We start from the raw sequence: 12,727 nt of genomic DNA, 5'->3' as shown, positions 1-12,727 counted from the left end.
TCCTCCTGTTTATGCCCCGCTAATGGCGGGATAGTNAAAAACNTTCCCGCCACTTTTTTTTAATAAATGAGTGGGAAAAATCATGTCTTTATATTTTACGGCGTTTATACGTCTAGGCTTAGCTGTTGGTATTTCGATGGCCTTACAAAGTACTTTTGCTAAAAATGTCAGCAATTTCGAATCTGCATTTGCCAAGGTACAATACGACCAAGCACAAACAGATATTTGGCTACTGCCAGTGCTTTACCGCTGCCTTAATACAGCTCGATCTCAATTACGGTTCATTCATTAGACAGAATGGATCGTATGGACTCAGGATTTATCAATATTTAAAATCAGCAAATCAGCAAATCAGCAAATCAGCAAATCAGCAAATCAGCATAAGCCGATATTCACCTGCATTTTCAACAGGTGCGCGGTGCACACAAGGTAAAACTGGCTGTGTAGGATGATCCACCGCTAAACGCCATAGATGACCATTGCCTAAATTTACAGGCACAGCATTGTCTTTGAGTTGATAATGTAAATCAAAAAAATATTCCTTTAAAAAGTCATCAAACTCTGAGTCAGGGCCATCGTATAAAGCTTTGAGTTGCTCTCGTATTTCAGGAATTAAGATTTTTTGTGTGACTTGATCATTTGGCACAATATCACTAGAAGCACCATAATACGTACATAAAAAGGTATCGGTAGCGATGGGTGATCGATCAACATGAAAAGAATAAACATCGGTTGAGATGAAATCGAATTCATCATCGCGTTCATAACATTTGAGCAAATTCAGCGAGGGTGATGCACCAAATGCTGTTAATTGTTGCATGTCATTTAAAATGATTTCTCTGGCTAAATGACCTTGCGCTGAAAGCTTTAATTCCATCAGATCGTCTATAGAAACTTCAGTAATATTTTCAATCAGTTCGAGTTTTTCGACTATTTCTTTAAAGTCGCCTTGTAAGCTGCGTTGCCAGCAAAGCGCATTCATTTGACCTTCAAAATGACGATGAATCAATTCAGAAAATGTAGTAACTACACCAATTTGAGGATGCTGGGAAAAAGGATTGCACATAAATAGGGATCAAATTAAATCTGAGACGAAGATACTGCTTTCAAGGAATAACTAGAAGGATTCAACAGTTTTATTTTATCTTAAAACATAAACTGCTATACAAGATTATTCGAGCTTAGGTATTAATCGTTACGCTTTTTGTTTGGCTTTTTGGCGTAAGACATACAAATATAAATTTTCTACTTTTTCACGTGCCCAAGGTGTAGTACGTAGGAATCGTAGTGATGATTTAACGCTTGGATCTATACAAAAACATCTAATTTCAATTTTGCGGCTTAAGCCTTCAAAACCACCATAGTAATCCAACAGTTCATCCAAGATGTCAGCAAGTTTTTTGCCGTGTAAAGGGTCATTGGAGGTGCTCATCTTAGATCAATCATATTTTGGGAGACGATCATTATAACCTGAGCGAGTTGAAAAAAGTGGGAGCTTGAACTGAAATGTGATTCATATTCAATATTTAACATATTTCCGAAGCCATTTTGCAAGACTAAGATTTCTTAAAAACAAAGTAACACTCTAGATAAGATCTTGGGTATGAGATTTATAAGCGTAAGATCAATAAAAAAAGAATTAACATTCATAAAATAATTAATTTAAACAATTCATTTTTAGTTAGTCAGCCTATACTTCTTTTGACTGTTAGTATATGCAGAAATTTATAAGCATCGGTCAAGAAAAAACTCGGATTGAAAAGTCCGAGTCAGGTCTTATTTTTAATGACATGGTGTGCAAGTCATTTTAAAAATCTAAACGCTAAGATTATTTCCAAACAAATGGCGATTTCTTTTGTGCATTCTCAGCTTCATCGGTTGGTTCCAGTGTAATACCTGTGCGGTCTTTAAGTACACAGATTGCAATGAAAGCAATAACAGCCATAACCGTCAGATAGGTGCTTACCAAGAAAATGCCGTTAGCTTTAGTGATTAAAGCTGCAGCAATCAGGGGAGCAAATGCACCACCAATGATTGAACCCAGTGCATAAGTAATCGAAATACCAGAGAATCGAATAGATGCAGGAAAGAGTTCAGAATAATAAACAGCTTGCACACCATAGGTGATTCCAATTCCCATAGCGAGTATTGCTAAACCAAGCATAATGTATACATATTCACCAGTGCTAACCAATGGGAATAAGAATAGTGCAGTTAAAATTTGGATGATTGAACCTAAAATATAAATAGGTTTTCGACCAAATTTATCGGACATGACTGCTGAAAGCCAAGTAAAAAATGTCCAAATGACTGCAGAAGTACAGACTAAACTCAAAATTGTTGGTCGATCTAACGCCATGCCATTTGGATTAGTAGTAAAACTTTGAATGAAACCGCCTGCTGTCATATAACCAAGTGAAGTTGTACCAGCAGTAAGAAGGGAAGCTGTTAAAATAAGTTTTTTATACTCAGAAAATAGTTCCCGTATTGGTTTTTTTGCTGTGCCTTTACGCTCTTTTAATTGTTCGAACACTGGACTTTCTTCAACTGAGCGACGAATCCAATAGCCTAAACCAAATAAAATAATACTGAGTAAAAATGGTACGCGCCATCCCCATTCTAAAAATGCATCACCAGGAGAAACATAAGCGGTCATAATCACCAGAACAAAGGATGCAAGTAACAAACCTAGTGGTACACCTAACTGTGGAAATGAACTAAATAAGCCACGTTTTTTGGTAGGAGCGTGTTCAACAGCCATTAATACAGCTCCACCCCATTCACCACCTGCAGAAATACCTTGTAAAATACGCAATAAAATTAAAATAATCGGAGCTGCGATACCAATATTCTCATAGGTTGGAAGTAAACCAATCATGGTCGTTGTCCCACCCATCAAAAGCAAAGTCATAGCGAGTACAGCTTTACGTCCTAATTTATCGCCAAAGTAACCTGCAATAAAGGCACCAAATGGTCTGAAAATAAAACTAATACCAATCGAGGCGAAGACTAATAGAGTTCCGAAAGCAGGTCCGGCAGGTGTAAAAAAAAGTTGGTTAAAAACTAAACCTGCAACAGCAGCATAAATAAAATAATCATACCACTCGATGGTGGTACCAACGATGGTTGCTAAAGCAATTTTCTGTGTCCTCGATTGTTCGGGGATATCCATTGCAAGTTCTGGTGTATTCATTTCTATTTGCGAATTATTCATGCGAAATTCCTTTTATTCATGTCCATAAAACTACCTACTTTGATTAAAATGGCAGGTTGCTTGATGCAACCAACTGTTTCTAAAACCATTGTTTTGTCATTCATTTTGCAACTTCCTGTGCAAAGCTATTATTGAAATATATTTGATACATTTATTATTTATTTTAGTTTTAAAAAGTATCATTAATCGAATTTAGGTTGAAATTCATTATTCGTCAATGTTATTTACAAAAAAAGATACAGATAAATCTATAATATAAAAAAAAGGAATCATATTGATTCCTTTTTTGGTTGAGTCGAAATTATGCATCACGCTCGACAAGCGTTAAGATGTCATAGGTTGCAACCAATTCACCACGTTGGTTTTTCACTTTAATGTCCCACACCACCACGCCGTGAGGTTTTTGTTCTGGATCACGCAAGGTTTTTGGTGTTTTTTGCTTACAGGTCAGTTCCACTTGAATGGTGTCGCCAATTTTGACGGGCTCTACAAAACGTAAATTATCCATACCGTAATTGGCAATAACAGGGCCTGCTGCGGCATCTACAAATAAACCGGCTGCTGCAGATACAATAAAGTAACCATGCGCAACGCGTTCACCAAACAATGATTCTGCAGCGGCAATTTTATCCATATGTGCATAGAAATAGTCGCCACTCAAACCACCAAAATTAACGATATCTGCTTCGGTAATGGTGCGTCGTGCTGTTAGTAAACGCTCACCAATACGCAGTTCATCAAATGACTTTTTAAATGGATGCACGCGATCTTCAAAGACTTGTGCACCTGCTGTCCAGCGATGACCAATTTGGGTTAACACATTTGGTGAGCCTTGTAATGCTGTACGTTGCATATAATGTTTGACTGCACGTAAGCCTCCTAATTCTTCACCACCACCCGCACGCCCAGGTCCACCATGAACTAAAAGTGGTAGGGGGGAACCATGACCTGTACTTTCACGTGAACTTTCGGTATCTAGAATATGCAGGCGACCGTGCCATGGTGCAATTTTTGCGACTAAGCTTTCAATATTTTCATCCGCATTGCGTACAATGGACGCCACAAGACTGCCTTCACCTTTGGCAACCAAGGTTGCCAACTCGCTTTCTGTGCTATACGGCATCAGTGTCACCACTGGGCCAAACGCTTCAACCTGATGGACGTACTGTGCATCAAGCGGTTGACGGCAAAGTAAAACTGCAGGTGGATATAAGGCTGATTTTTCAGAATATGAACCATTTATAGTGATATCTTGGCGTAAATGGCTGCCAAAAATAATCTCAGCATCTTGTGCCAATATTTCGACTTTTTCTGCTACATCGAGCTTTTGTTTATAGCTCGCCAAAGCACCCATCGTCACACCTTCTTGGCTTGGATCACCCAATACGACTTTTTTCAGCTTCTCAATTAAACGCTGTTGCACCGTCTCTAATAAGGCCGTAGGGACAAATGCTCGGCGAATCGCGGTACATTTTTGTCCGGCTTTGGTGGTCATTTCACGGAAAATTTCACGGACAAACAAATCAATGCTTTCATCTGAGGCTTGGGTTGTCAGGATGGCACTGTTGACTGAATCCGCTTCCATACTAAATGGAATGGAATAGGCATTTAAATGCGGATGTGCACGTAATTTTTGTCCCGTTGAGGCAGAACCAGTAAATGTCACGGTGTCCTGTTCATTTAAATGTTCAAAGAGATCGTAGGTTTGACCGCAGATCAGCTGTAATGCACCTTCAGGCAAGAAACCACTTTCATGAATGGCTTTCACCACCGCATGGGTCAACTGAGCACCTTCGGTTGCAGGTTTTACAATACACGGCACACCCGCCAATAAAGTCGGTGCAATTTTTTCCAACATGCCCCAAATCGGGAAGTTAAAGGCATTGATATGTACTGCTACGCCGGCTTTGGGACTCAGTAAATGCTTAGCACCAAATGAACCATGTTTAGACAGTTGAATAAAATCATCCTCAATCCAAACTTTTTCATCGCTCAGCTCACGGCGGACTAAACTTGAGTAGGCAAATAAAGTGCCGATACCGCCTTCGATATCAATCCATGCATCTTTACGGGTACAGCCCGTTGCTGCGGCAAGGGCATAGTAGTCTTCTTTACGTTCCAATAAGTACTGTGCAATTTGCTTCAATGCATTGGCACGTTGATGAAAGGTCCAATTGGCAACACTTGAACCATGCGTTTTGGCATATTGCACCACGGCTTGAGTGTCAATGCCATGACTACTGACTTGGTAAATGGCTTGACCTGAAATGGCGTGAAATACTGTACGTAAGTCTGCTGATGCAACGTGTTCTTGTCCAAGAACCAATGAACTTAAGCGCAGTAAAGATTCCGATGGCTCATATTTGCCATCCACTGAAATGGTATTGTCTTGTGAATTTTGCTCAAGATCCAACATCGATATAACTCCATTTATGATACGTTGTTAATATTAAATTTATAATATGTGTTTCATAAATTGCATTCAAAAAAACAGATTGTCAATCAAATTCCCTGTTAAAAAAATTATTTTTTAGTATAAAAAAAATATTAATTAAGTAAAAACAATATCTTATTAATAGATGTTAAAAATATTTATATGATACCAATAAAAAGCAATTGAATTATTTTTTGTATCGTATTAATTTAAATCTAACGACACTTGGGATAAGTGAGACAACATGAACACGCAACAACAAAGATTTGATGACAACATTGTCAATAATGTATCGATTGAGCCAAAGGATTGGATGCCAGACGCTTATCGTAAAACTTTAATTCGCCAAATTGGACAACATGCACATTCTGAAGTGATTGGTATGTTGCCAGAAGGCAATTGGATTACCCGTGCGCCCACCTTAAAACGTAAAGCGGTATTACTTGCCAAAGTACAAGACGAAGCAGGTCACGCGTTATATCTCTATAGCGCAGCTGAGACCTTAGGCGCAGATCGTGACGATATGATGGATAAACTGATTGCAGGCCGCATGAAGTATTCATCAATCTTTAATTATCCAACCTTAAGTTGGGCAGATGTCGCAGCCATTGGTTGGTTGGTCGATGGCGCGGCGATTGTCAATCAGGTTGCTTTATGCCGTACCTCGTATGGTCCTTATGCACGTGCCATGGTGCGTATTTGTAAAGAAGAAAGTTTCCATCAACGTCAAGGCTTTGAAGCCATGATGCGTTTAGCAGAAGGCACACCTGAACAAAAACAAATGGCGCAAGATGCAGTCAATCGTTTTTGGTGGCCTGCACTCATGATGTTTGGTCCAAGTGATGACAATTCACCGAACAGTGAACAAAGCATGAATTGGAAAATTAAGCTGTTTAGTAATGATGCCTTACGTCAAAAATTCGTGGATAACACCGTGCCACAAGTTTTACAGCTTGGTTTAACTGTGCCAGATCCAGACCTGAAGTGGAATGAAGAGACCGGTCATTATGAGTTTGGTGAAGTGAATTGGACTGAATTCTTTAATGTGATCGCAGGTAAAGGTCCATGCAACCATGAGCGTATTGAAGCACGTCGTAAAGCATGGGAAGGCGGCAAATGGGTTCGTGATGCAGCAGCAAGCTATGCCAAAAAACAACAGCAATTCAATGATACGCGCAAAATTGCATAAGCATTTAAGTCATCAATGACATACAGGAAGTTTAATCATGGATAACAAAAACAATTGGTCTTTATACGAAGTCTTCGTACGTAGCAAACAAGGTTTAAGCCATCGACATGTGGGTAGCTTACGCGCACCGGATGATGAAATAGCCTTACAAAATGCGCGTGACGTGTATACCCGTCGCAACGAAGGTATCAGTATTTGGGTGGTCAAATCTGAGTTAATTACTTGTTCACAACCAGATGAAAAAGCGGAGTTTTTTGAACCACATTTGGATAAGGTTTACCGTCATCCAACCTTTTACAACATTCCACACGGCATTGAGCATATGTAATTGGAGGATCACAGCATGACCAATAAAGTTTTATCCGAATTTCTATTACACATTGGTGACAGCCAACTGATTTTGTCACATCGTTTAGCAGAGTGGTGTGGGCATGCACCTGAACTTGAGCTTGATATTGCACTTGCGAATATTGGCTTGGACTTATTAGGTCAGGCACGTACTGCGCTTTCACTGGCAGGGAGTATTGAAGGTTTAGGACGTGATGAAGATCGTTTAGCGTACTTCCGAACTGAGCGTGAATATCGCAATTTACTGCTCTGTGAACAACCCAATGGCGACTTTGCACAGACCATCGTACGTCAATGGTTAATGGATCATTATCATGCCTTGTTATTTGCCGCGTTAAGCAATAGCAACAATGCCGAACTGTCTGCCTTTGCGATTAAGTCTCTCAAAGAAGCGAAATATCACCAACGTTTTTCAACAGCTTGGATGGAGCGCTTAAGTCTGGGTACGCAAGAAGCACATGACAAGGTGCAACATGGTTTAAATCAATTGTGGCGTTTCACCGAAGAGCTATTTGCACTGACTAACGATGAAAAACAATTGGTAGAAGCCGGCATTGTTCCTGACTTAACAATATTACCTGCGAAATGGTTAGAACTAATTCAATCGGAATTAACGCGTTTCGAGCTACAACTACCACAAGAGGGAGCCTACCGTAGCGGAGCCAAGCAAGGTTTGCATACTGAACATTTAGGTTATGTCCTTGCCGAGTTGCAATATTTACAACGCAGCTATCCAGAGATGGTGTGGTAATCACAGCGTTCACAGGGAGTGAGTGACATGAACCGAATTCAACACGTTGAGCAGCAATGTTGGGAGATTTTACAACAGGTGTCTGACCCAGAAATTCCGGTGTTATCGGTCTTGGATTTGGGCATGATTCGTGGTGTAGAACTCAATGCAAGCCAAGAGATTGTGGTCCGTTTGACCCCAACTTATAGCGGTTGTCCTGCCACTGATTTACTCAAAGACGAAATCAAAACAGCGTTGTTGGCGCATGACATTCACCCTGTCAAAGTAGTGGTGGATTTATCTGAGGCATGGACCACGGATTGGATGAGTGAATCAGGTAAAGAAAAGCTACGCGAATACGGTATTGCACCACCACAAGGTTCATCTCATCTGTGTGGTACGCATGTGGCGCTGACGGATGGCGTGGGTTGCCCACATTGTGGCAGTGCACATACACAGCTGTTAAGCGAGTTTAGTTCTACTGCATGTAAAGCCTTATACCGCTGCAAAGACTGCTTAGAACCCTTTGATTACTTTAAATGTATTTAATCTAATGGACATCGATGTGCGCTGAACAGCACAGCAATAAAATAAAAGAAGGATTTTAACAATGAGTCAATTTATTCCCTTAACCATTAAATCAATCCAGCCGCAAACGGAAAATGCCATTTGTATTTCTTTTGCTGTGCAAGATGAACAAACCTCAGCGTTTCAATATCAACCAGGTCAACACCTGACTATTCGCCATCTCACAGAGCAAGGTGAAATTCGTCGTTGCTATTCGATTTGTAGCGATGTGCAAGAAGATATGAGTATTGCCATTAAAAAAATTGATCAAGGGCAATTTTCAACATGGGCAAATGAACACCTCAAAGTAGGGGATGTGTTAGAGGTGATGCCACCTCAAGGGGTATTTTTCCAAAAAGCAGCAAAAGTCGGTGGACAACATTATTTAGGCTTTGCTGCAGGCAGTGGAATTACGCCAATTTTATCCATCGTGAAATCAGTGCTGAATCGTCAGCAAGATGCCACATTTACACTGGTTTATGGCAATCGTTCATGGAAACAAACCATGTTTGCTGAACAAATCATGGATCTTAAAGATCGCTTTCATCAGCGTTTGCAACTGGTGAATATTTTTTCACGTGAATTGAATGACAGCGAGATCTTTAACGGTCGTATTGATACTGAAAAGCTCCAGCAGTTGGCCAAAGCCGGTTTGATTCGTACAGATACTGATCACTGCTTTGCCTGTGGTCCAGAAGAGATGATGACGGCCGTTGAGGAAATTTTGCCGACGCTAGGGATTGAGCGCAGCAAGATTCATACAGAACGTTTTAATACAGGTACGACTACAAAAGCATCAGCACAACAAGTTGCGCAACGTAGTGAAGAAAAGGTCAACATTATTTTAGATGGTCGTGAGTTGATCATTGAGGTATCAAAACAAGATGACAGCATCCTCGATGCCGCATTACGTGCAGGTGCAGATTTACCTTATGCCTGTAAAGGTGGGGTGTGTGCCACCTGTAAGTGTAAGGTACTTGAAGGTGAAGTCGAGATGGCCATCAACTACAGTCTTGAAGAGGATGAAGTTGCAAGAGGTTATGTCTTGAGCTGCCAAGCCCGTCCAACCACTGCCAATGTACGCTTAAGTTTTGATGAATAACGCCGTGTGGAATGAAAGTATGGACATGCAATATCTCAAAAGTAGTTCTCCAAAAACCGGTGTGGTGCTCATTGAACTGAATCGCCCTGAAAAGCGCAATGCCTTAAACAATGCCACATTGCAAGAGCTCGCGGATTATTTAACAACCTTAGATACAGACCGTGAAGTGCATGCAGTCGTGATTACAGGTCATTCACAATGCTTTGCTGCAGGTGCGGATTTGAATGAGCTTGCCCAACTTGATGTGGTCAGCATTCAACAGGATCAACGACCACAGTTGTGGAAGCGGATTGATGAGTTTTCAAAGCCTTTAATTATGGCCGTCAACGGTTATGCCTTAGGCGCAGGTTTTGAGTTGGCATTGCATGGTGACATTGTGTTGAGTGGTGAAAATGCACAATTTGCTTTACCAGAAATTGGTTTAGGCATGTTGCCCGGTGCAGGTGGAACACAGCGTTTGGCACGTCTCGTCGGTCAGCAACTGTGTATGCGTTGGGCAATGACAGGTGAAATGATCAGCGCCCAGACCGCATTGCAACACGGGATCAGCAGTCAAATTTGCCCAACAGCTTTAACGGTGCAATATGCCGTTGAATTGGCAGAAAAAATTGCCAAGCAAGCACCCCTAGCGATTCGTGTGATTAAACAGTCGCTAAAAAGTATTCATGAAGTGACCCTAAGCCAGGGTTTAAAACTCGAGCGTCAACATTTTGTGTGGTTGGCAGCAACCCAAGATCGTCAGGAAGGCATTCAAGCTTTCTTAGAAAAAAGACAACCCGCATTTAGAGGTGTGTAATGGATTACCAAACAATTATTGTCGAAGAAAAAAATGCAGTCGGTTATTTAACGTTTAATCGTCCAAAGCAACTCAATAGCTTTAATGAAATCATGCATCAAGAAGTTTCAGGAGTTCTCAAAGCATGGGCAAAAAATGCTGAGATTCGTGCAGTGGTGATTTCTGCGGAAGGTCGAGGTTTTTGTGCAGGACAAGATTTAAGTGACCGCGTGGTTGATCCAAATGCCGATGCACCTGATTTAGGCCGCTCGATTGAAATGTATTATAACCCACTGATCAAACTGATTACTGAAATGCCGAAACCAGTGCTGTGTGCAGTGAATGGTGTAGCAGCGGGTGCAGGTGCCAACATTGCTTTGGCGTGTGACATTGTACTGGCTGCAAAATCAGCATCCTTTATTCAAGCCTTTTGTCGTTTAGGTTTAGTTCCAGATTCGGGTGGAACATGGTTTTTGCCACGTTTGGTTGGTCGTGCGCAAGCAATGGCTTTGGCTATGCTTGGCGATAAGATTCCTGCTGAGCAAGCACAACAATTGGGCATGATTTGGCAAGTGGTTGAAGACGAAAAACTGAAAGCCGAAGCCAGCAAATTGGCAGAACATTTAGCGACACAACCCACTTATGGTTTGTCATTGATTAAAAAAGCCATTCATGCTGCAGCAGCTAATAGCCTCGATGAGCAATTGATTTTAGAACGTGATTTACAGCGTTTAGCAGGGCGTAGCAGTGACTATCGTGAAGGCGTACAAGCCTTTATGCAAAAACGTACACCACAATATACAGGATGCTAAATCATGGCAGAACTTCACTTACAGCATGCCCCTGTGGCAGTGATTGGTGCCGGTACCATGGGCATCGGCATTGCACAATTGGCGGCCATGCATGGCCATCCGACCCATGTGTATGATGTCGATCCACAACGTGTAGAAAGTGCTTTTGCTGCACTAAAACAGCAATTACAAAAACGTGTAGATGCCGGAAAAATGGCGGCTGATCTCTTGCAACTGACCTTGTCCAATTTAAACGTGGCAGCGGATTTACACGCATTAGCAGACAGCCAACTGATTGTAGAAGCGATTGTAGAAAACAAAGACGTTAAACAGAAGCTATTTCAACAGCTTGCTGATATCTGCTCGCCTGAGACGATCTTTGCATCCAATACATCTTCAATCTCGATTACTGCGATAGCTGCCAATATTCCACATCCAGAACGCGTGGTCGGTTTGCATTTCTTTAACCCAGCACCAGTGATGAAGTTAGTGGAAGTGATTGCAGGCTTAAAAACAGACCCAGCAATTTCTGATGCTTTAGTCAGCTTGATGACAGCATGGAAAAAAGTGCCAGTACGTGCAAAATCCACCCCTGGTTTTATCGTCAATCGTATTGCACGTCCTTATTATGCGGAAGGATTTCGTGCCCTGCAGGAAAATGCCACCACACCTGAGCAGCTTGATTTTATCATGCGTGAATGTGGACGCTTTTCGATGGGACCGTGTGAGCTGACCGATTTAATTGGCCAAGACATTAATTTTTCTGTCACACAGAGTGTCTATGATGCCTTTTTTGATGAACCGCGTTATCGTCCATCCTTAATTCAAAAAGAATTAGTCGATGCAGGCTGTTTCGGTCGCAAAACTCAACAGGGTTTTTATGACTATCGAACAGAACATTCTAAAAAAGTGTATCAACTCCCTGTGATTTACAGTAAATCACCTGAAAAAATTGAGGTGGTGGTCAAAGGTGATTGGTCACATTCACAGGGTTTGATCGCGCTATTGCAACAATGTAAACATATTCATCTGCGTATTGAAGCGGCGCCAATGGCTGAAATTCTCATCGGTGATGTGTCTTTACGTTTATCAATGGGGCAATCTGCCGAAATTGATTATGCATCACAAAAAGTGGTGTTGATGGATTGGCATGGTGATTGGGAAAAAGCCAAAGCCATTGCAGTTACAGCTTCACCAGCGTGTACAGAGATAGATCAAAAAACGATTGAACAGTTGTTTATCGGTCTTAATATTATCCCGATTTGGTCACAGGATCATCCAGGCTTATATGTGCTGCGTAGCATTGCCATGTTGGTCAATGAGGGGTGCGAGGCTGTTTTACATCAAATTGCATCTGAACAAGACATTGATTCAGCCATGAAATTTGCTGTGAATTATCCTAAAGGACCATTCCAATGGGCACAAGAATTAGGATACAACATTATTTTACAGACTTTGCAAAATCTGTATCGTATTTATGGTGAAGAGCGTTATCGTCCTAATCTATATTTATTAAAAAAAGCGGCACAAGGAAACGTGTCAACTCAGCAGCCATTACGCGCTGCCAGTTAAGGATA

At 41.2% G+C, this 12,727-nt stretch carries 13 protein-coding genes; 9 read left to right on the top strand and 4 right to left on the bottom strand.

The annotated features are described in order from the left end of the window. The first annotated feature begins 82 nt into the window (after nt 1–82). A complete protein-coding gene (locus tag M5F03_RS05505) occupies nt 83–292 on the top strand; it encodes a hypothetical protein (RefSeq protein WP_180129784.1) in 210 nt (69 codons plus the stop codon). Nucleotides 293–367: 75 nt separating this feature from the next. Here the strand turns inward: M5F03_RS05505 and M5F03_RS05500 are convergent, their stop codons facing one another. The 4 genes from M5F03_RS05500 to paaZ form a co-directional block, all read right to left on the bottom strand. Then, complete coding sequence (locus tag M5F03_RS05500) at nt 368–1,066, bottom strand: DUF1826 domain-containing protein (protein WP_249707333.1); 699 nt, start codon at nt 1,064–1,066, stop codon at nt 368–370. Nucleotides 1,067–1,195: 129 nt separating this feature from the next. After that, a complete protein-coding gene (locus tag M5F03_RS05495) occupies nt 1,196–1,432 on the bottom strand; it encodes a VF530 family protein (protein ID WP_180008158.1) in 237 nt (78 codons plus the stop codon). A gap of 396 nt (nt 1,433–1,828) precedes the next feature. Beyond that, nucleotides 1,829–3,214, bottom strand: coding sequence for an MFS transporter (locus M5F03_RS05490; RefSeq protein WP_249707324.1), 1,386 nt, complete (start codon nt 3,212–3,214; stop codon nt 1,829–1,831). Between the two features lie 301 nt (nt 3,215–3,515). Continuing rightward, nucleotides 3,516–5,630 carry a phenylacetic acid degradation bifunctional protein PaaZ gene (gene paaZ, locus M5F03_RS05485; RefSeq protein ID WP_249707320.1) on the bottom strand — a complete coding sequence of 705 codons (2,115 nt, stop codon included), beginning with the start codon at nt 5,628–5,630 and terminating at the stop codon, nt 3,516–3,518. 262 nt (nt 5,631–5,892) lie between these two features. Here paaZ and paaA point away from each other — a divergent pair, with 262 nt between their 5' ends. From paaA to M5F03_RS05445, 8 genes are all read left to right on the top strand, one after another. Next, the gene (gene paaA, locus M5F03_RS05480; RefSeq protein ID WP_111884663.1) at nt 5,893–6,837 is read left to right on the top strand and encodes a 1,2-phenylacetyl-CoA epoxidase subunit PaaA; all 945 of its coding nucleotides are present in this window, start codon (nt 5,893–5,895) and stop codon (nt 6,835–6,837) included. A gap of 37 nt (nt 6,838–6,874) precedes the next feature. Continuing rightward, nucleotides 6,875–7,165: a 1,2-phenylacetyl-CoA epoxidase subunit PaaB gene (gene paaB / locus M5F03_RS05475; RefSeq protein WP_078193737.1), complete on the top strand. Its 291-nt coding sequence runs from the start codon at nt 6,875–6,877 to the stop codon at nt 7,163–7,165. Between the two features lie 15 nt (nt 7,166–7,180). After that, the gene (gene paaC, locus M5F03_RS05470; RefSeq protein ID WP_249707318.1) at nt 7,181–7,936 is read left to right on the top strand and encodes a 1,2-phenylacetyl-CoA epoxidase subunit PaaC; all 756 of its coding nucleotides are present in this window, start codon (nt 7,181–7,183) and stop codon (nt 7,934–7,936) included. Between the two features lie 27 nt (nt 7,937–7,963). Then, nucleotides 7,964–8,464 (top strand): 1,2-phenylacetyl-CoA epoxidase subunit PaaD, encoded by a 501-nt coding sequence (paaD, locus tag M5F03_RS05465; protein WP_249707316.1) that lies wholly within the window; start codon nt 7,964–7,966, stop codon nt 8,462–8,464. 61 nt (nt 8,465–8,525) lie between these two features. Beyond that, nucleotides 8,526–9,584: a 1,2-phenylacetyl-CoA epoxidase subunit PaaE gene (gene paaE, locus M5F03_RS05460; protein WP_249707314.1), complete on the top strand. Its 1,059-nt coding sequence runs from the start codon at nt 8,526–8,528 to the stop codon at nt 9,582–9,584. 25 nt (nt 9,585–9,609) lie between these two features. Beyond that, on the top strand, nt 9,610–10,380 hold the full coding sequence (locus M5F03_RS05455) for an enoyl-CoA hydratase-related protein (protein ID WP_180085091.1): 771 nt from the start codon (nt 9,610–9,612) through the stop codon (nt 10,378–10,380). After that, a complete protein-coding gene (gene paaG, locus M5F03_RS05450; protein ID WP_180084975.1) occupies nt 10,380–11,171 on the top strand; it encodes a 2-(1,2-epoxy-1,2-dihydrophenyl)acetyl-CoA isomerase PaaG in 792 nt (263 codons plus the stop codon). The genes M5F03_RS05455 and paaG overlap by 1 nt, the downstream gene beginning before the upstream one ends. Before the next feature lie 3 nt (nt 11,172–11,174). Continuing rightward, nucleotides 11,175–12,722 (top strand): 3-hydroxyacyl-CoA dehydrogenase, encoded by a 1,548-nt coding sequence (locus tag M5F03_RS05445; RefSeq protein ID WP_249707302.1) that lies wholly within the window; start codon nt 11,175–11,177, stop codon nt 12,720–12,722. Nucleotides 12,723–12,727: the final 5 nt, after the last annotated feature.

Source organism: Acinetobacter amyesii, assembly GCF_023499985.1.
GTDB lineage: Bacteria > Pseudomonadota > Gammaproteobacteria > Pseudomonadales > Moraxellaceae > Acinetobacter > Acinetobacter amyesii.
Note: the sequence above shows the minus strand (reverse complement) of the source record. Positions and strands in the feature narration are given on the sequence as shown.